Source organism: Kordia algicida OT-1 (assembly GCF_000154725.1).
In the GTDB taxonomy this organism is placed as follows: Bacteria; Bacteroidota; Bacteroidia; order Flavobacteriales; family Flavobacteriaceae; genus Kordia; species Kordia algicida.
Genome location: NZ_DS544873.1, coordinates 529,138 through 549,697, shown reverse-complemented (window position 1 = coordinate 549,697; position 20,560 = coordinate 529,138). Strand labels below are relative to the sequence as shown.

General features: G+C 33.9%; 20 protein-coding genes. 12 read left to right on the top strand and 8 right to left on the bottom strand.

The window, feature by feature from the left end; genetic code table 11:
• Positions 1–33: 33 nt before the first annotated feature.
• Complete coding sequence (locus KAOT1_RS02470) at positions 34–2,484, bottom strand: zinc-dependent metalloprotease (RefSeq protein ID WP_040559279.1); 2,451 nt, start codon at positions 2,482–2,484, stop codon at positions 34–36.
• Positions 2,485–2,622: 138 nt separating this feature from the next.
• On the opposite strand from KAOT1_RS02470, the gene prfB reads away from it, so the two are divergent.
• The 3 genes from prfB to KAOT1_RS02455 all read left to right on the top strand — a co-directional run bounded on the left by prfB (position 2,623) and on the right by KAOT1_RS02455 (position 6,911).
• Positions 2,623–3,730 (top strand): peptide chain release factor 2 gene (gene prfB, locus KAOT1_RS02465; RefSeq protein WP_157560006.1). Its coding sequence is split into 2 segments (ribosomal slippage): positions 2,623–2,685 and positions 2,687–3,730, totalling 1,107 coding nucleotides; the frame shifts between segments, so codons are not numbered across the junction.
• 250 nt (positions 3,731–3,980) lie between these two features.
• Positions 3,981–4,322 carry an arsenate reductase (glutaredoxin) gene (gene arsC / locus KAOT1_RS02460; protein WP_007093101.1) on the top strand — a complete coding sequence of 114 codons (342 nt, stop codon included), beginning with the start codon at positions 3,981–3,983 and terminating at the stop codon, positions 4,320–4,322.
• A 150-nt stretch (positions 4,323–4,472) separates the two neighbouring features.
• Positions 4,473–6,911 carry a TonB-dependent receptor domain-containing protein gene (locus tag KAOT1_RS02455; protein WP_007093100.1) on the top strand — a complete coding sequence of 813 codons (2,439 nt, stop codon included), beginning with the start codon at positions 4,473–4,475 and terminating at the stop codon, positions 6,909–6,911.
• Between the two features lie 77 nt (positions 6,912–6,988).
• On the opposite strand, the gene KAOT1_RS02450 is transcribed toward KAOT1_RS02455, so the two are convergent.
• Entirely contained in the window at positions 6,989–7,492 is a 504-nt protein-coding gene (locus tag KAOT1_RS02450; protein WP_007093099.1) for a hypothetical protein, read from the bottom strand.
• A gap of 205 nt (positions 7,493–7,697) precedes the next feature.
• Between KAOT1_RS02450 and KAOT1_RS02445 the strand changes: the two genes are divergently transcribed.
• From KAOT1_RS02445 to KAOT1_RS02410, 8 genes are all read left to right on the top strand, one after another.
• Entirely contained in the window at positions 7,698–8,297 is a 600-nt protein-coding gene (locus KAOT1_RS02445) for an aspartyl/asparaginyl beta-hydroxylase domain-containing protein (RefSeq protein ID WP_007093098.1), read from the top strand.
• The gene (locus KAOT1_RS02440; RefSeq protein WP_007093097.1) at positions 8,290–8,598 is read left to right on the top strand and encodes a hypothetical protein; all 309 of its coding nucleotides are present in this window, start codon (positions 8,290–8,292) and stop codon (positions 8,596–8,598) included. Before KAOT1_RS02445 ends, KAOT1_RS02440 begins: the two co-directional genes overlap by 8 nt.
• An 83-nt stretch (positions 8,599–8,681) precedes the next feature.
• Entirely contained in the window at positions 8,682–9,902 is a 1,221-nt protein-coding gene (locus KAOT1_RS02435) for a DUF4272 domain-containing protein (RefSeq protein ID WP_007093096.1), read from the top strand.
• 162 nt (positions 9,903–10,064) lie between these two features.
• Positions 10,065–10,499: a hypothetical protein gene (locus KAOT1_RS02430; RefSeq protein WP_007093095.1), complete on the top strand. Its 435-nt coding sequence runs from the start codon at positions 10,065–10,067 to the stop codon at positions 10,497–10,499.
• A 163-nt stretch (positions 10,500–10,662) separates the two neighbouring features.
• Complete coding sequence (gene menC, locus KAOT1_RS21790; RefSeq protein ID WP_007093094.1) at positions 10,663–11,808, top strand: o-succinylbenzoate synthase; 1,146 nt, start codon at positions 10,663–10,665, stop codon at positions 11,806–11,808.
• A complete protein-coding gene (locus KAOT1_RS02420; RefSeq protein WP_007093093.1) occupies positions 11,802–13,373 on the top strand; it encodes an N-acyl-D-amino-acid deacylase family protein in 1,572 nt (523 codons plus the stop codon). Before menC ends, KAOT1_RS02420 begins: the two co-directional genes overlap by 7 nt.
• Before the next feature lies 1 nt (position 13,374).
• Positions 13,375–13,875 carry a GNAT family N-acetyltransferase gene (locus tag KAOT1_RS02415; protein WP_007093092.1) on the top strand — a complete coding sequence of 167 codons (501 nt, stop codon included), beginning with the start codon at positions 13,375–13,377 and terminating at the stop codon, positions 13,873–13,875.
• Positions 13,876–13,911: 36 nt separating this feature from the next.
• On the top strand, positions 13,912–14,652 hold the full coding sequence (locus KAOT1_RS02410; RefSeq protein ID WP_007093091.1) for a cysteine dioxygenase family protein: 741 nt from the start codon (positions 13,912–13,914) through the stop codon (positions 14,650–14,652).
• A 138-nt stretch (positions 14,653–14,790) separates the two neighbouring features.
• Here KAOT1_RS02410 and KAOT1_RS02405 read toward each other — a convergent pair whose 3' ends face one another.
• The 5 genes from KAOT1_RS02405 to KAOT1_RS02385 form a co-directional block, all read right to left on the bottom strand.
• Entirely contained in the window at positions 14,791–15,072 is a 282-nt protein-coding gene (locus KAOT1_RS02405; RefSeq protein WP_007093090.1) for a hypothetical protein, read from the bottom strand.
• 489 nt (positions 15,073–15,561) lie between these two features.
• Positions 15,562–15,819: a hypothetical protein gene (locus KAOT1_RS02400; protein WP_007093089.1), complete on the bottom strand. Its 258-nt coding sequence runs from the start codon at positions 15,817–15,819 to the stop codon at positions 15,562–15,564.
• The gene (locus KAOT1_RS02395; RefSeq protein WP_007093088.1) at positions 15,816–16,022 is read right to left on the bottom strand and encodes a hypothetical protein; all 207 of its coding nucleotides are present in this window, start codon (positions 16,020–16,022) and stop codon (positions 15,816–15,818) included. The genes KAOT1_RS02400 and KAOT1_RS02395 overlap by 4 nt, the downstream gene beginning before the upstream one ends.
• Before the next feature lie 53 nt (positions 16,023–16,075).
• Positions 16,076–16,357: a hypothetical protein gene (locus KAOT1_RS02390; RefSeq protein WP_007093087.1), complete on the bottom strand. Its 282-nt coding sequence runs from the start codon at positions 16,355–16,357 to the stop codon at positions 16,076–16,078.
• Between the two features lie 12 nt (positions 16,358–16,369).
• Positions 16,370–18,232, bottom strand: a complete 1,863-nt coding sequence (locus tag KAOT1_RS02385; protein WP_007093086.1) for a hypothetical protein — start codon at positions 18,230–18,232, stop codon at positions 16,370–16,372.
• A gap of 281 nt (positions 18,233–18,513) precedes the next feature.
• On the opposite strand from KAOT1_RS02385, the gene KAOT1_RS02380 reads away from it, so the two are divergent.
• Positions 18,514–19,341 (top strand): alpha/beta hydrolase, encoded by an 828-nt coding sequence (locus KAOT1_RS02380; protein ID WP_007093085.1) that lies wholly within the window; start codon positions 18,514–18,516, stop codon positions 19,339–19,341.
• A gap of 230 nt (positions 19,342–19,571) precedes the next feature.
• Here KAOT1_RS02380 and KAOT1_RS02375 read toward each other — a convergent pair whose 3' ends face one another.
• Entirely contained in the window at positions 19,572–20,534 is a 963-nt protein-coding gene (locus KAOT1_RS02375) for a sodium-dependent bicarbonate transport family permease (protein ID WP_007093084.1), read from the bottom strand.
• Between the last annotated feature and the right edge of the window lie 26 nt (positions 20,535–20,560).

The following is a 20,560-nucleotide window of genomic DNA, read 5'->3' as shown; positions in this document are numbered from 1 at the left end:
CATTTTTCAGAGCGCTTAAATTGACATTTTTTCTTAAAATCCGCAAGCATCACTTCCAATTGGCGAACCATCTGGAATTTTTGGTGATGCTTTTAGTTTGAATTTTTCAGGGTATTTTTTGAATTGCTCTATCGTTTTAAAGTAATAATCAGCAAATAAACGTTCTTCTTCAGGGAAATTTTTACCTAGTAAATTTATTTCTAATGTTTTCAACATATGCAAACTTTTCGCTTTTACAGTAGGTGAGGAATTCTTATGAACCGCCAAATTCATTAGATGTTTCAGTACATTCATATTTATTTCGAAGCCTATTTGACTATGAACTGGATTCAAAGACACATCTTTATTGTAATAAGTTCTAAATAATGTTGCTTGAAAAACTTCCATGACCATTTCCTCAAATCCTAGCTGTTTTTTATCCAAACTTTTCTGTTGAATTAATCGTTCAGCACGTTGTGGATGAAATAAAAATTTCAATGTCATATCACTCGCCGTTGCTGCTGGAGCAATTGCATCAAAACCAACTCCTGTGTTTCCTCTGAATGATTCTCGTGATCGTCCATACCCAAAAGCACGAGGCGGAAATAATGCAAGTTTATCTGCTGGAATTTCTAGCGTTTTCGCATCCAACGTTTTTAAAATAGCGTTTAAGGCTTCTCGTTGTTGTTCTGCCGAAACTACTTTGGTAATTAATTGTTTATCACCTTTGGTTGCGTAATTGTATTCCAATCCACCAATCAATTTTGAAGTGGCTTCTGTTTGGTATCTGTGGAAAAAGTACAGCGGTACAAATACATCTTCTAAAACTGTATATGGTTCGCCAGAGCGGATATTGCCTTTCGAGAAATTTTTAATCGCCAATGCACGGACTTTCAACACATTTTCCAATTCTGCGGAAGCGTTTTTGCCATTATCCCACAAATGCGCTTTTGCATGTGCGCCACCAATTGGTCTTGCATCTACATCCGAAATAAAACGATGTCCTTTTTTATATGCTTTGTTTAGAATTTTCTGTAAACCTTCTTTTTCCGCTTTCGCTGAATTGAACTCTGAGTAGGAATATGCCACTGTAATTTTATCCCAAGAACCAATTCCTGTCGCGTACGCATCTGATAGATCAATTTTTCCATTCGTAATTTTTACAGTTGGATGCGGATAATCCATCACAGAACTTCTGTTATTGGTACTTGCTGCAAAATTATGTGCAAAACCAATGGTATGACCAACTTCATGCGCTGACAGTTGACGAATTCGTGCCAAAGCCATTTCCAACATCGGTTGATAATTTTCATCAGAATTAGCAAATGGCTTATTTAGCAAAGCTTGTGCAATCAAAAAATCTTGACGAATGCGCAAACTTCCCAAACTCACATGTCCTTTGATGATTTCGCCTGTTCGCGGATCTACCACACTTGCGCCATAACTCCAACCACGTGTAGATCGATGAACCCATTGAATGACGTTGTAACGCACATCCATCGGATCGGCACCTTTTGGCAATAGTTGTACCTGAAAAGCATTCTTAAAGCCAATTTCTTCATACGCTTCGTTCCACCAACGCGCACCATCTAACAAGGCTGAGCGTACAGGTTCAGGCGTTCCAGGATCGAGATAGTATATGATTGGTTCTTTTGCTTCACTTTTGACTGCATTCGGGTTTTTCTTTTCCAAACGATGTCGTGTTACAAAACGTTTTAACATTGGTTCTTGAATTGGCGTTGCATAGTCGTAATATGAAATATGAATTGCGCCACTTCGCGGATCAAAAACTCGTGGTGTATATTTATCATCAGGCAATTCTACAAACGAATGATGCTGAATTACAGAAACCAATGAAGCGTTTGGTGTTACACTTCTAATGTTTCCACCTTTTGGTTTCCCTTTAAAAGTTAATAACGCTTCAAATTCTACATTTTTCGGAAAAGCTTTGGTTCGCTCTAAAGCCAATGCGCTTTTAGTAGTATCGAGCTTATAAGTTCCTTGTTTATTAGCTGCCAAACTCTGAATGACACCATGCGCATCTTGCATCAAAAATGGAGTGAAGTCAATTGTATATTTTTTATCTTTTTCGGAAACAATTGGGAAACCAAATAATACCGATTTAGCAAAAGCTTGTTCTACACTTTTGCGTTCCAACTCGTTTGTGGTGTTTGCTCTGTAGCGTAAATTTGGTTGAATCAACATTAATTTGTTGCCCATTTTTTTGAATTGCACCACGACTCCATCACCAATTTGTCCTCTGTCCAATCCGATATCGTTAGAACCAACGCCACTTGCCAAAGAATACACATATAAGAAATCTTCTTCTAGTCGTTCAACCTCCAAGAAAATTTTGTCTGTCTTTTCTTCGTAAGCAAAATTAAAGTAGCCTTTGTAGTATTCTCGTGGATATTGTTTTTTTTGTGTCTGTTGCGGCATTTTTTCTTGCGCAAAACTTGCAGAAACACATAAAAACATGAAAATCAGTATTGTATAATTCTTCATTAGGATATCATTTTAACAGAATTAAACCGTAGTTTTTATTATAAAAAATAGCTTTATTTATGATTCTTTCGGTTTTTCTATTTTACGCTATGAATATACATAAAACATCTTATTTTTGTAGGAAATAAAATAACAAACATGCTTACAACAGATCATATAAAAGATCTTATCAATCGCCTTGGTGCGTTAAGGAGGTATCTTTGACATAGATGCCAAACTTATAGAAATTGCAAACGAAGAAGAAAAAACGTATGCTCCAGACTTTTGGGACAATCCGAAAGAAGCTGAAATTTTGATGAAGAAACTCCGTGGAGAAAAAAAGTGGGTTGGCGACTATAACGAAGTTGCTGATTTGATCGGAGATTTGGAAGTCCTTTACGAATTTTACAAAGAAGGTGATGCTTCCGAAGAAGAAGTTACTGCACAATTTGAGAAAACAAAAACAAAAATTGAAGATTTAGAGTTCCGAAATATGTTGTCTGATGAAGGTGACAGCATGAGTGCTGTGCTACAAGTGACTGCTGGCGCTGGAGGAACAGAAAGTTGTGATTGGGCAAGTATGCTCATGCGTATGTATTTGATGTTTGCCGAAAAGCAAGGATATAAAGTCAAAGAACTCAATTACCAAGAAGGTGATGTTGCCGGAATTAAAACAGTAACCTTAGAAATTGAAGGTGATTACGCTTTTGGTTGGCTCAAAGGTGAAAACGGTGTACATCGTTTGGTGCGTATTTCTCCGTTTGATAGCAATGCCAAACGTCATACTTCATTTGCATCTGTATATGTGTATCCGTTGGTAGATGACACGATTGAAATTGATATTAACCCCGCAGATATTGAGATTACCACAGCGCGCTCTAGTGGAGCTGGTGGACAGAATGTGAATAAGGTAGAAACAAAAGTACAGTTGACACATAAACCTTCTGGAATCCAAATTTCATGTTCAGAAACACGTTCGCAACATGATAACCGTACGAGAGCTATGCAAATGTTAAAATCGCAATTGTATGAAATTGAGTTGAAGAAACAAATGGAAGCGCGTGATGATATTGAAGCTGGAAAAATGAAAATAGAATGGGGATCACAAATTCGTAATTATGTGATGCATCCGTATAAATTGGTAAAAGATGTTCGTACCGCGCATGAAACTGGAAATGTTGATGCCGTAATGAATGGATATATCGATGAATTTCTGAAGGCATATTTGATGAGTATGGGACAGAAAAGTGATGAAGATGGGCTTTGAAATTAGAAATGTTAAGTTTTAAATGTTAAATATTGAGTGAGTTTCTAAGAAAATTTTGAATATTGTTTGAAACTTATTGATACATTAGTAAGATCGCTTTGCTTATAGATTGTTAGGCCTATTAAATATGCCCTAGCGAAAAGAATAACAATATGATTAAGTTGATGAAGTTTACTATTTTTTCCAAAAAGAAATAGATTCACTTTATAAAAATAAAGAATTAAAAGATGTCATTAAATACTAAAAAAATATGTTAAAAATATACCACAATCCAAGATGCCGAAAATCTAGAGAAGGTTTGGCAATTTTAGAAGCATCTGGAAAAGATTTTGAAATTGTAAAGTATTTAGACGAACCGCTTTCGGTGGCTTCGCTCACGGAAATCATCAATCTTTTAAAAATTTCACCTATTGATCTAGTTCGTAAAAATGAAAAAATCTGGAAAGAAAATTTTAAAGGAAAAACCCTAAGTGATTCAGAAATCATCAAGGCAATGGTAGAAAATCCGAAGTTGATAGAACGTCCAATTGTCATACACAATCAAAAAGCTGTGATTGGTCGTCCACCAGAAAATATAACTTCAATTCTTTAACTAGAAAAAAATCAACAAAAGCCGTTTTATTATTTGATAAAGCGGTTTTTTCTTTTAACAGAACTTTAACCATTCGCCGTTAAACCAAGCCGTTTCTTTGTGGTCAAACTAACATCAAAAAAAGCTATCTATAGAAAACCATTCATCCAAATGAAAAAAATTTTACTACTCCTATGTTTTGTAGGAACCATTTCTGCCGTTTACGGCCAAAACAAAAAACAAGCAAAAAAAGTAACCATCACAGGAAAAGTGTTTGAAAAATCTACCAATCAACCATTGGAGTACGCTACTATTATTTTTCAAGATACTGCTAAAAAAAGAACCGTTACTGGCGGAATTACAAACTCTAAAGGAGCTTTTTCTATTGAAGTTGAAGCAGATACTTACGATGTTACCATCGAGTTCATTTCGTTTAAATCACAAGAAATCAAAGCAAAATCGCTAACAAAAGACATGTCCATCGGAAGCTTTTATCTAGCAGAAGATGCACAAGCATTGAAAGCTGTGGAAGTAATTGCCGAGAAGACAACAGTGCAATTAAAATTGGATAAAAAGATTTACAATGTCGGAAAAGATTTAACCGTTCGTGGCGGAACTGTAAGTGATGTGCTAGACAATGTCCCTTCTGTTTCTGTAGATGTGGAAGGAAATGTCGCTTTGCGCGGAAACGACAATGTTCGAATATTAATCAACGGTAAACCTTCGGGATTGGTTGGTTTAAATTCTACGGATGCATTACGACAACTTCCAGCGGATGCCATTGAAAAAGTAGAAATCATTACTTCGCCATCTGCGCGCTATGATGCTGAAGGAACGGCGGGAATTTTAAACATCATTCTCCGTCGTAGCAAACTAGAAGGAATCAATGGCGCAATTACCACAAATGTCGCGTATCCTAAAGGATATGGGATTTCAGGAAACCTCAACTATCGTACTGGCGATTTTAACTTTTTTACAACTTCTGGCTACAATTACCGTACAGTTCCAGGAAATGCAAATACGTTTACAGAATACTTTAACGGCGATGATCCGAATACATTTTTAAATGAAGATCGTGATTTTGATCGTATCCGAAAAGGCTTCAATTCTAACTTTGGTGTTGAATGGTATATTAATGATAAAACGTCCATTACAGCTTCTTTGGTGTACAGAGATAGCGACAACGAACGAGAAACGAGCAATATTTTGACACAGTTTGATTCCGACTTTAATGTTACAAACGTAAGTACGCGTTTTGATCCAGAAACGGAAGCCGATAAAACCATTCAATATGCTGTGAATTTTGATAAAAACTTTGAAGAAAGCGGACATAAATTAACTGCCGATTTTCAATATGAAAGCAGCACAGAAGCAGAAAACTCGTTTATTTTGGTAAATGATGTGCTTGCGGAACAAGTTGCAACTATTGAAAAACAAGATCGTATTTTATTGCAAACCGATTATACGGTTCCGTTGAGTGAAACAGCGCAATTTGAGTTTGGATATCGCGGTAACTTTTTAGATTTAAATACGGATTATTTGGTGGCCTTTTTGGAAGATGATGTTTTTGTATCTGACACAAATTTGAGCAATGTATTAAATTATCGCGAATATGTAAACGCTTTTTACACACAATACGGAAACAAGATTAACGATAAATTTTCATTCCTTTTAGGATTGCGAATGGAAAGCACGCGCATTACCATTGACCAAATTACAAGTGGCGATTTTGACAAGAAAAATTATGTTGGCTTCTTCCCTACAATCAATTTAGGATATGAAATCTCGGAAGATCAAAGCATTACCTTAGGTTACAACAGAAGAATTCGCAGACCGCGTTCACGATTTATCAATCCGTTTCCATCGCGATCAAGTATTACCAATATTTTTCAGGGAAATCCTGACATTGACCCAAGTTATTCTAACGGAATTGATTTGGGTTATTTAAATCGTTTTGGAAAGCTTACGCTGAATACATCCGTGTATTTTCAACGTGCAACTGATGTTTTTAATTTTATTAGTGAAGATACTGGGCAAACTACCTTGTTAAATGGTGAAGAAGTGCCAATTATCCGTAGAACACCAATCAATTTAGCCAGAAACGATCGTTTTGGTTTTGAATTTACGCTAACATACAATCCGTCAAGAAAATGGAGAGTAAACGGTAACTTCAACCTTTTCCAATCATACAATCGTGGAGAATTTAATGGTGTAAATTTTGACGCCGATAACTTAAGTTGGTTTGTAAGAGTGAATAATAAAGTGACTTTGCCAGGAAATATTGATTGGCAAACACGTTTGTTTTATCGCGGACCAAACGAAGATGCTCAAAACATTCGTAAGGGAATTTTCTCTGCCAATCTTGCCTTTAGCAAAGACTTGTTAGACGACAAAGCTTCTATCGCTTTCAATGTAAGTGATGTATTTAATTCTAGAAAAAGAAGATCAGAATCTTTTACAGATACCTTTAGAAGTGATGGAGAATTTCAATGGAGAGAGCGTACGTTCAATCTTTCATTTACATATCGTTTCAACCAGAAAAAACAACGAGAACGCAACGGCAGAGATCAAAATGATGATGACGAAGGCGGATTTAGCGCGAAACCATAACATCTCATAAATAACACATATATAAAAAGCTATACTAATAACACGGTATAGCTTTTATAGTATATATTGAGCTTGTTTTATTTGATATTCTTTATTCTATTTATATAATCGTTAAATTCAGATTCAGTGAGATTATTCTTTGGCTCAAAAAGATTGTTTTTGACTGATAAAACTCTTAATAAATACATTTGATATGAAAACGAAGATTCATTTTGATCACATCCCCAAGCCATAAAAATCTTTTTTTTATTTGTAACACTATCTAATAATTTTAAAACAAATTCTTTACTATTATTTCTTCTGGCACTTATTAAATAACCAATAAACTTAAGTGTTCCGTTACTATTACTAGATTTTAAAGATTCAAGTTCGTTCTCGCTAATGACTTTATCAAGTTTTGAAATTTTATTTTTCCATTCTTCACAGAACTCAAATACTGGTTCAGACTTACCTTCTGGCGATTGGATACGAATTCCACTTTTTCTACTCATTTTTTTAAAATCAGCAATTATTTTTTCAGATTTAGATTGACCAAAAACTAGAATAGGAATTATTAATATAAGGTAAATTAGTTTTTTCATCGATTATCTTTAGTGTAAAAGTCGTTTTTAATGATTTTTCAAATCTAAAGATTTTTATAAATTTAAAAGACTAGAAAACAAAACTTTTAGTTTATCTGAGCGATTTACCTTACGTAATTATTGCTGATTCGAACGATTAATGAATACGAAAGCTTTAAAATTTCGACTTTTTTAGTACTTTAGAAATTTATAAAACAAATTTACCATGGCACACGCAGCTCCAAAAACCAAAAGTACCGATCGTGTAAAACTTCCTTTTACTTTTGATGCCGATAAAATGTTAGCAGAATACAGAGCATTAAATTTAGATCAATTTGAATATTACAATGTAATTCCTTTGCGTGCGCCAGCGCATACGGTTGATACTTCACTTCCGTTTCCGCCACCAGCAGACGATTACGCAGATGGTTCTTGGTGCGATTGGATGGATACAACTTATTTGCAAAATGCGCCTTATTTAAATTCAGTAATCAATACATTTAAAAAACATACAAAAGTTACCTTAGTTCGTTTGTTACGTTTGGCACCAAACTCTACCGTGCAACGACATACAGATCCGACTTTAGGTTTGGAAGTGCATCAATCTGTGATTCGTTTAACAGTTCCTATTTTAAACAAAGATGGCGTTCAATTTTTCTTGAATGACACAGAAGTGCCCATGCAACCTGGCGAATGTTGGTATTTGCGTTTGACAGATCCGCACAGCGTTCTTAACAATGGAGACACCGAACGCGTAAATCTTACCATAGACATGATTCCAAATGAATGGATTCGTACTATTATTAAGGAAAGTGATCTTGGGTAAAACGATCAGTAAAACCATACTAATTGCTGTAATTACGGTAACATTACTTCTTTTCGTAGTGCTTTCTATGGGCGGTGGACATGGAACCTATGTGTTAGCTAAAATGATATATCCGTATTCCATGTTCATTACAATAAAATCAGGAGGTGCTATCGGATTTCTTGAAATTGTTTTGGCTATCATACAAATTCCCATCTATTCCTTCATCATATACAAACAACCAAAACTTTTATATTTAATTGTCTTATTACACATTGTATTTGCTGTGATTTGTTTAAATCTTCAAACGGAAACATTCTAACAAACTCAAAAAAAATTCTTCTGAAAAAAAGAAAATAGTATCTTCATCAACATTATTAAAAATTTTCAAGAAACAAAAAACACATGATTTGCACTTTCTATTCGCATGAAACTAGTTACGAAAAAATAGCCGTTATCGTTAGAAAATATTTTCCAAATGCTGATATTTTTCTTGAATTAGATGAGGAATTTAAGATTTTTGTTATTGAAACAAAAGGCGGCTTTTTTTCTTCGAAGAAAATTCTAAAAATTATATATCGTGAACGTATCGTTCCTAATTTTCAAATTACCAACGATCAAAATTGTCCGCTAAACAGAAATTTACAAGGTTTATATGCGCTTGCAACTTCGATACCTATCCAAAATGAAAATCTAAAAGAGCGCTTTTTACACAAAATTCATTCAGTAAATTGTGAGTTTTCTGTGATTGAAGAAAAAGGAACTATTAAAGAAATAGCTGCGATTATCAAAGACTTAGCTTTGGCGTATGAAGCTTTTTTATTTGTGCAAGATGGAACCGTAATTTCAAAAGCAAACGGACAACATTTTTTAGATGAAAATCTACAATTACTTACCGATCATAAAGGAAATTCGGAAATTGAAACGATTGCTGTACGAATTGATCCGAAATTTTTCCCAAAAGGAGAAAATAATAAAGAACTTACCGCAGCTCAAAAAGAACGCAAAGCGAGAAGTGAAGCCATTTTAACGCCGTATAAAATTAGGATTAACAGAAATCTTCCATGTGTTGAAGATGAATCGGAAACCGAAATACGTCCTGCAAAGGAAATTGCGATACGTGTTACCATTATGGCACTTATCAATGGTTTTACTTTAAATGCAATTTCTGGAGAAGATACCATCAAAATTTTGCAAAAATTGGCACTTTGGGAATTTGTGACTCCAAAAGAAAAACACTTGCTAGAAAATCCTACAGATGAAGCAAAAAACAACGAATCTTGGAAATGTGAAGGTATTGGAATTTTATTGTGGGCTTTGTACAAACTTGACGAAATTCCGTTTCCTAACTCCATGATTAATTTTGATGATTTACCGCCAGAAAATTATCCGCTAAAAGATGCAAAATCGTTTATTGAAAATACCGCAACTGTACGAAGTACTTCAGAGATTCTAGATATGAACGATTTGTATTATCGTATGAATTGGGCGTGTGTAGATGCGCGAATCAAAGGACAACCAATGGAAATTATGATTCCTGGAGTTGTATATGAACGTCAATATGCACTAAATTGGCTCATTCAATACAGAGATCAAGATTGGGATAATGTTTCTTGCGATACTTGATAATTTCTAAAAATACTGTAAAAATATATCTCATAATTTTTACATAGTCTACAAAATACTATTACTTACATTCCTTTTAGTTACAAAAATTGTGAATGCTTCACTCCTATTCGCTAAAATCTTATTCCAAGATATGCTAATCTTATACCCATAAAAAATGAAATGCTCACAAAACAAGAAGTTTTAGCAAAAATACATGCAATTTGGGAATTTGAAACGGCAAGACTAATTCACGACATTCCAATTCCTGTTCGTGAAAAAGATACAAATACCAAAACGATTTACATACCCGAAGAAGCATTGGATTGGGAAGAAGTGAACGAATATCAACTAATTGGAGAAATTGCAACAAAACTCTCATCACAAGCATACCTCATCACTGATGATAATAAAATTGATTTAGTGAAAACAACTTACTCTTTTGATGATATGAATTTAAATTATACTATAGTTGCTGAAAACTTTTCGTGGATATTAGTAAACACTGCTGTCTTTACAGGAATCGGAATTGCACTCGTATTTGGCGGTGAAAACTTTATGAAAGCTATACAAGAAAAGCTAAGCCATCATAAAGAATATATTAGTACTTGGTTATAAATTACACTTTTTAAACTATTCGCAACAAAAGCCTACTAAACTTGTAGATTACTAAATAAAAACAAGAATTACACCACATAAATTGTCAATTTAACAAAAAAATCCTCAATAATTTCTATATTTGCAAAACCTAAAAACGTTCAGGTAAACGCCTATCATTGCAATGCAGAAAGAAGAAATTCTAAAACTCCCGATATCATATAAAAACATTCGATTAATTCGACTGAATCTTCCTCAAAAAGAACAATTTGTATCTGGAATTGGCGTTCGTAATTCACGTAAAGCATTAATCATTGAATGGGAAGATGACAACGGTACTAAAGGATACGGAGAATGTTCATGTAGACCAGATCCGTATTATTCTGATGAATTTATTGAAGGAGCGATTGCATTAGTCAATCAATTTATTGTTCCTTTCCTTAAGCAAAATCAAACGTTTGGCGATTTACTGAAATTACTTGATAAAATTCGCGGTTGGAACTTTACCAAAGCCGCAGTAGAAATGGCAGCACTACAAGTCATTGAACAAAATACAGGCAAATCACCTTTTCAACTCTTGCAAAACAAACCTTTAGCGCATGTTCCTGTTGGAATTTCCCTCGGACTCTACACAGATGTAGACCGAATGAAAAAAGTGGTAAAAAATGCCCTCGAAACAGGTTACAAACGTTTAAAATTTAAAATATCGCCTAAAGTTCGTGTAGACTTTTTTGAAGAAATCAATCCGATGTTATTCGAAGCAGATACATTTGTGAGTTTTGATGCAAATGGTAGCTTTGGCGAAAACGACCTAGACATTTTTCACTATTTCGCAAACACCTATCAATCCATGATAGAACAACCGTTTGCGCCTACACGTTTCGATATTTTATCAAAAGTAAAAAAGGAACATCCTGAAATTTATATCTGTTACGACGAAGAAATAAAATCTATTGGCGACTTGATAAAACTACATCATTTAGGCATGTTGGATGAAGTAAACCTAAAAGTGGGTCGTGTTGGCGGTGTGATGAAAAGTATTGAAATCATTCAATATTGTGCGGAACATAACATTCCATGTTGGATTGGCGGAATGTTTGAAACTGGCATTGGAAGAACACTCAATTTGCGCATGGCTTCATATCTCCCAAACGCTCGTGCACACGATTTAAGTCCATCAGATCGCTACTTCTTAGAGGATATCGTGCAACCAAACGTACAAATGAACAACGGTTTGGTAAACATGGAAAGCTTGAAAAATTGTACCATTCAACCAAATTTAATAGATAAATATACCATCGATCAAAAAACCTTAACACGTATATGTTAGATTTTTACATACAACATGCAAAGATTTGCACAGGACACAAACAAACGGCAAAAATTGGAAATGTTGGAATTCAAGACGATCGTATTGTTTGTATTCATTACGAAGGTGACGATTTTATCATTCCAGAAGCCAAAGAAAAAATTGATGCTACAGGATTGATCTTAACACCAGGTTTTATTGATCCGCATGCGTCAACAGGTTTTGGATATTTCTTTCCAAACGCTGCCGATCATAAATTATATCAAGGAATTACCACTGAAATATTTGGAAACTGCGGAACATCGCCTGCGCCAATTGCCAAACATTTAGACAAAACTATGAATCGTTTATCGGACGAAATTGGTTTTCCCTTTGAATGGCGATCGTTGCAAGAATATTTCGATCAAATAGCAGATAAATTACAATTTAATATTGCTACGCTTGTCGGTCATAGTACGCTTCGCGCAGGAAATATGGACGATTGGCACAATTTACAACCTTCGCAACTTGAAGCGATGAAAACAGCTTTGGCAGAAGCGATGGATGAAGGCGCTTTGGGAATTTCCACAGGACTCATTTACGCGCCAGGTTGTTTTGCCGAAATGGACGAAATTGTCACTCTAGCGAAAGTAACTGCCGAAAAAGGTGGTGTATACGCTTCGCATGTTCGCAACGAACGTGACGGTTTGGAAGAAGCTGTAGAAGAAGCACTTACTATTGGAAAGCAAGCAAATATTAGGGTTTTAATCAGTCATATAAAAGCGGCTGAAAAAGAAAATTGGGGAAAAATTCCAAAAGTCCTAAATATGCTAGAAGAATTTAATAAAACGAGCGAATTGCAAGCAGCCTGTGACGTATATCCGTATACAGCCGTTTCAACTAAATTACGCGCGTTCATTCCCAAATACATGTTGCAAGACGGAATTGCGGCAGTTTCTGAAAAAATGAAAGATTCCAATAATGTATCCGCTATTGCGGAATGGATTACGCAGAAAGATTACGACATGTCGCGCATGCTGATTATTTCGGATGATTTGGAAGCATATTACAACAAAAATGTTTCTGAAATTGCTGAAGAACATAATATTTCTTTGGCGCAAGCTATTGCCAATATTTTACAAGCAAGTACAGAAACTTGGGTTGTATATCATTGTATTGATCAAAAAGATATTGACACCGCAGTGCTATGGGAACACAGTATGATTTGTACAGATTCTTGGAGTTATCCAATTAATGCACCAAAAAGTATCGGACAACCGCATCCGAGATCATACGGAGCATTTACTGAATATTTACAACGTTTTGTGATTGATGAAAAAATGTTGTCTTGGGAAGAAGCCATTCATAAAGTTACGTATTTGCCAGCCGAGTTTTTTCAGCTGGAACACAGAGGTTTGATTGAAGAAGGCTATTATGCTGATGTTGTTTTGTTTGATCCGAAAAGTGTAAAAGCAAATGCGACCTATCTTTCGCCAAGAGAATTATCATCTGGTGTTGAACATCTTTGGGTGAATGGTACACAGCTCATTCAACATAAAAAAATACAAGATACAACACCTGGAAAAGTATTGACATTGAAAGATTGAGATGCCAAAAAACACCGAAATAAGAGAAATTACCACAACTGATTATCAAACAGTTGCAGATATATACAATGAATACATCAAGTTGGGAACAGCTTCGATGGAGGAAACGATGAAAACCTCAGCAGATGTTGCAGGTTGGATAGAAAAATTCCACGAGCGTGAAAAATTGTTTGTTTTTACAGAACACGATATTGTGATCGGTTGGGGAATTATTAAACGATATAGTGATCGTGAAGGGTATCGATTTGCCTGTGAAACCGCCGTATATTTCACAGAAAGCAAACTAGGAAAAGGCTACGGAACTGCGATGAAAAAGTTTTTAATTGTGCAATGCAAACAATTACAATACAAACATCTGGTTGCCAAAGTATTCGCCACAAATACGGGAAGTATTGCATACAATGAAAAGTTAGGTTATACCATTGTTGGAAGGCAGAACCAAATTGGTTTTAAAAACAATCAATGGGTTGATATGATTATCATGCAATACCTAATTACATAGTATATTACGAAATTAAAAACTTAAAACCGCAAAGACATGATGTTACAAGAAGAAGTTTTAGCACCAGCGTTAGAAACCCTAAAAACGTTGATTCAAGATGCAGTAGATAGTGGCGAAAAAGTCACTGCTTCACGCATTAAGGAATTTGTTGAACAAGCACAAATCACGCAAAAAGATTTGGAAGCATATGCCGATTTCGATCATCCAATTGAAGATGGTTACGGTCGTAAAATGATTTATGATGGCGGAAAGTTTGAGATTATGGCAATGTCATGGAATCCGGGTGATTATTCCTCTATTCACAATCACGGATATACACAATGGGGCGTTGTTCAAGCATTTGGAAATGTTCATCATTTTATTTATCAAAATAAGAACAATCAGTTGCGTTTTGCAAAGAAAGAAATTCTAACATCTGGTGCAATTGTAAAAGTGGTTAATGCGATGATTCATCAAATGGGAAATCCTTCTACAGATCGTTACATGACCTTACATATTTACGGTTCGTGTGAAAAAGCTGGTGATATTACTGCCGATGCAAAGAATTATGAATTGGAGCACGATCGTGTAAACCATACCACTGGCGGCGCATTTTTCAATCTGCCAGAAGATCAAATTTATGATTTTGAACCTGGACCAATTCCAACAGATGATGTGTTTATCAATTATGCAAAATTGATGTTAGATTATTACCACAGACAAGAACAAACGCCTAAAATCATTAAGTTAAAAGAAAACTTGATGAAAAAACTTTATAAACGTATTGGGCTTTCGTAAGTACCAATTCATAAATACTAAAAAGTCCGATCGTATTATTTTGATCGGACTTTTTTGTAATTGTATTTTTTGATTGAAAGATAATAAACGTGCATAGAAATAATGCATTGACTTTTAACTGATTTCACAAGTGAAATTCTAGTAAGAATACACTTTGTAAAACCAATAAGCTACTGATATTCCGATTATTGCTACTAAAAATAAAGTACGTCTAATTAAATGTTTGAAATTTTTCTTTTTATAATCTACAATCAACAACCAGAAATATATCAAAATTGAAAGTCCCGTAAGAAAAAGCATGAACCATCCCAAATAATTTGGCGTATAGATAGCTATTTTATATTCCCCTGGTAGTAAGAATATTAAAAAGGAAGTTAGCAATCCTACATAAAAGAATGTGTTTATTTTTTCTAATGTCATAACTTGAAATTTTCATCCATAAATTTATCTAATTATTACCTATTCTTAAATTATATTTTAACGAATCCAATTGAAATAACTACCAATATCGTTAATAAAAAGTACAAAGATAGTTTCAACCAGAACGAATAGTCACTTCTTTTAATTACTATAAAACCTAATATCAAACTCAGCGGAATCAACAATAAAAACCAAATGAACCCAAAAATCACAGATATATATCCAACTCCATTATAGCCTAATTCTTGTATCAAAAAAGTGATAATCCGCAGTACAACTTGTAGTAGTAATGAATAATAAAAAAGTACTCCAATATTTATTTTAGTTGTTAAATTTTCCATAACATTTTAATTATTATATTCTAATTCTGAAATAGGTTATTCACCTTTTAATACTTTTTCCACTTTCATATAATCGGAACAATTTTTAATGAACTCTATTATTATTTAGAAACTAAAATTACTGTTAATGTAAGTTTTTTGATTATTGTTACATTTGCTGATTCTTCCAATAAACGCAATACAAGACAAAACAATCATCATCAAGTCTTTCCATTAAATATGTTTCAAACATATTGTTCTTATTTGTAGTCTTCGGATATAATTCTCCATATTTTTTTATAAATTCTGGTTTCGTTTTCTTTCTCCAATTATTAACAAGTTGATTGATGTTTTCAATTTTTGTTATGGGATAATTACTTAAATATTTATTATCAATAGTATCTGGCTGAGATTTAATTGGATTCAAAAGACGGCTTTACCACAAAAATTAAATTGCAATCCTTCTTTCTTTTTAACTTTTAGATTTTCCGCAATGTCAGTATCCTCACATTTTTCTTTATAATGAGAAAAATCTATGATAATTTTATCTTTTGTTATCTCTTGACTAAATCCAAATCCCATACTTAGGAAAATAGTGATGATTATTGATATTTTAGTTTTTGAGATCATACGTATTAATTTTTCTTCTTAGATTAAAAACTGGTGTACGTAAATTTAAGAAGTTACAAAGTAGAGGCTTTGTAAAACCAATAAGCAACAGAAATTCCAATAATTGTTATCAAAAATAGGGTTCGTCTTAGTAAACGTTTAAAGTTTTTCTTTTTAAAATCTACCATTAACAGCCAAAAATAGGTCAATAATGAAAGTCCTGCAAGTGAGAGCATAAACCAACCTAGATAATTTGGTGTATACACTGCTATTTTATACTCTCCTGGTAATAAAAATATTATAAAGGAAATTAATAGTCCTATATAAAAGAATATATTTATTTTTTCTAATGCCATAATTTAAAAATTTTAATCATCACAACCTAATTTGGTAATTGGTAGTTCTCCTTTCAAGACTTTTTTTACCTTTTTATAGTCTGGACGATTTTTTATAGGTTCTATAGTTGTTGATGTGCCAAGGTTATTATTTACGTGAGTTTTTAACTTAGTCTGAAAACTTTCCCATAAATCATCAGATCCAGCGAAAACATCTCCACCAAGAGAGAAAACATAAATCAAGTTTTCAATTCCATTATTATTAAAGCGATCCACTCCTCTTACAAAAAAGTTATAAGACCCATCATTATTGACTTCATATCCAAATTGTCTCGTTCCACTAACTGGGTGATTTCCTGCATGTGGCGAATTCATCGTCATAAAATACCAATAACTATTTGTATATTTACTACAGACCACGACTCCGTCATCTCCTGGAATATCAATATATATAATTGAACCCGTTGGATTATTAGATGCCCATAAATTAGTTTCTGTTTCACACATTGATTCTATCTCGCAGTAAGGCTGAAATGTTGATCCATCAACAAAATCATTGAAATTCCTTCTAATATAATTCAAATATTCATTAGCTGTATATCTTGAAGGTGGATTTGTATTTGGTTTAACAGGCAAATTCGTAATTTTAACACCAAAATAATCCATATTTACAGCAGTTCCTCCTGCATTATCCAATTCTTGAATATAAAAATCATTTGTCCAAGAACTCGGTAGACTATCAATTTTTGATTGAACAGAAGAAGGTGCAGTATGTTGAGCTAAAGTCTGCCATTGCTGTATTTGATCGCAATCTATTTCTAATAAAGCTAGAGGATTATCTACAAGTAAATTATCAACTTTTAGTTTCATAAAATCTTCAAAATTTATGTTTTCAATAATCATGACTTCTACGGCCTCTAACATGAAAAGTTTTGCCTCTTGGCTACAATTATCTGCCTTTAGATAATTATTCATAGTAATAGTTTGAGCTTGATCTATGCTATCAAACCAATCCAACTGAGTCTGACTCAAAAGAGGTGATAAGCTAGAATTCATACATCTCTCAATTTCTTCTTTTGCTGATAATAATGGTACTGTTTCAAGCGGATCGTCATTATCAGTATTATCATTTACATCATTATTGGTATTTCCTCCAGTCGCGCCACCTGTTCCACTTCCAGAAGTTCCTCCCCCTGAACATTCCCAGCGATCAATTACAACCCATAAGCATTGCTCATAAGCTCTTGAGCAAGATGAATTTACGTCACCACACTCACATTCTTCACCCAAAGCATGTCCCAAACCTGTACAAGCATATTGCGTACATTGATATTCTTGTGAGCTTTCTACCAAAACGGGAACACCTTCCAAACAAGGAGCTACTCCACGAGGTACTGATTCCCTTTGAAAAATTACATCCCCAGATATCGGTTCCATAACTGCATTTGTACGATCTAAATGAATACCTTCATCAGTTATAATTCGAGGATATTTGAGTAAGAATTGATATTGTTCACCATCATCATAATCTAATAACATATAATTAATCAAATGTGTTTCTTGTTGATTATGTCCTAATACTGATGTGGTATATTGAGTATAATTATTCCGCTCAATAATTTGAATAGTATTTAAATCAAGTGAAAAATTTGTTCCTTGTGTAGTATCTTCAGTAGGTATTAAAGCACTCGTATGACGTGATGTTTCTTCTAATTTTTGAAATATTGTTGGATTCAAATTTCGTAAATGATCTCCATTTTGAATATGGATTATAAATTTTGGTGTTAGTGCTTGCGTATTTTCAGATTGATCCGATACATCATCTTGACGACAAGCAATTACACTCAGTAAAAGTGCAAATACAAGCAATGATAGTGCTTTAAAAAGTTGTTTCATCTATACTTTTTTAGTTAGTTATACAAAAAAGTAATAGGTTTTAGGGTTGCTACTATTGTAATACTTTCACAAATATAAAATATTTTCTTACAAATAAAAGGTTTTCTTAAAAAATATTATGTAGAATTTCCCGTGTATAGAATTTGGGTTAACTCATTAACTATCAAACAAAAAGGATTGTATTACTTATATAAACGAACTACTAATGATGTAGTGACGATTTTTTATGTTGAAAGTTAGTATCTTCCGTTGAAATTTATTAAAAATTAAAACCTACTTGAATGTATCTAAAAAAATTTACTGCTCTCTTTTTTATAGTATTGATAAATGTGTGTTGCTTTGCGCAAGAAAAGAATCCTAATAAAAAACCAATCACTATTGGCGAATCGGTAACGTTTCCATCAAAAATTCTCAACCAAAAAAGAACGCTCAATATTTACCTACCTGAAAGTTATTCGAAAGAAACTTCCAAAAAATATCCTGTTATTTATCTGTTAGATGGTTCTATGGATGAAGATTTTATTCATATCGCAGGATTGGTACAATTTGGTTCGTTTTCGTGGATTCAAATGGTTCCAGAGTCAATCGTCGTTGGCATTGCAAATATAGATCGAAAACACGATTTTACGTATCCTACAAACAATAAAAAAGACAAAGAAGATTTTCCAACCACTGGCGGATCTTCCAAATTTATAGCTTCTGTAGAGAAAGAAGTTCAACCATTTATTACCAAAAATTATAGAACAACTGATACCAAAACTTTAATTGGGCAATCACTTGGTGGTTTGCTTGCGACTGAAATTCTGTTTAAAAAACCTCATCTTTTTGATAATTATATAATAGTTAGCCCAAGTTTATGGTGGGATGATGAATCATTATTGAAAATGAAACCTATCACATTTAAACAACAAAAATCTATTTTTATAGCCGTTGGAAAAGAAGGTCCAATAATGGAGCGTGTTGCCAAAGAATTGTATTACAAGCTTAATATTGAAGGAGAAAGAAATTATACATTAGATTTTAAATTTCTAGAAGCGCAAGATCATGGAGATGCTTTACATTTAGCAGTTTATGGCGCTTTTGAGGCCATTTTTAAATCAAAAAAATAATGAACTCGTCTTGACTTTTTCTGTTTCCTAAAAAACGGCTAAAATTCGCCCATATTTCAGCTATTTTCTTATCCGTAGCGATGCCATGCCTTTTAAAAATAGCTTTACCTGAACAAATTTTAACTCATTTTCGGTTAAAAATAAAAAGTCAAGATGAGTTCAATTTCAAAAAACAAATCCTTACTAAATTTAGCAAGGATTTGTCATTTTTCACATGTATGTTACGTTAACTAAGAGTTCTGTATAAACCACATATAGAGTGGCATTCCCAACGTAATGTTGAAGGGAAATGTAATGGCGAGTGCCATTGGCAAATATAAACTAGGATTGGCTTTTGGTGCCGCAATTCGCATCGCTGCGGGTACCGCAATATACGAAGCACTAGCCGCCAAAATTGCTAGTAATAATCTGTCTCCTTCGCTACTTAATACGTGTGAGGACAGATACGCAACTGTAATTCCGTTGACAAGTGGAATAAAAATTGCAAAGATTAACGCAAACCATCCTTTTTTTACAAGCGCACCAATTTTTTTTCCGCTGGTAATTCCCATGTCTAACAAAAATACTGCTAGAAATCCTTTAAAAATATCCGTTGTAAAAGGTTTGATGCCTTCCGCTTGCGCATCACTTGCCATATAACCAATAACCAAACTTCCTAAGATCAATAGTACACTTCCGTTAGTAATAGCGTGTTTTAAAAGTCCCAAAATCTCATTATATGATTTCCTTCCATTGGAATGTATGCGCATCAACAAAACTCCCACAATGATTGATGGTGCTTCCATTAATGCCATTACAGCAACCATATGTCCACCAAATGGAATATTTTCTAGTTCCAAAAAACTAATTGCTGTTACAAACGTCACGGCACTTACAGAACCGTATGCTGCAGCAATTGCGCCTGCATTTTCCACCGTAAATTTTAAGCGCAAAATATAATACGAATATAGCGGAACGATGATTGCGAGTGCAATTCCCACGACAAGTGACCAACCAATATCGGCTGTGTAACTACTGTGAGCCAACTCTTGCCCGCCTTTAAATCCGATAGCGAGCAAGAGATATAAAGAAATGAATTTTGAAGAATTTTTGGGGATTTCCAGATCACTTTTTACTTGTGCCGCAATGATTCCCAAAACGAAGAATAATAATGCTGGATTCGTTAAATTATCGAATAGTAAATGTAAATCCATCGTGTTGTTTTAGAAGAACAATTGTC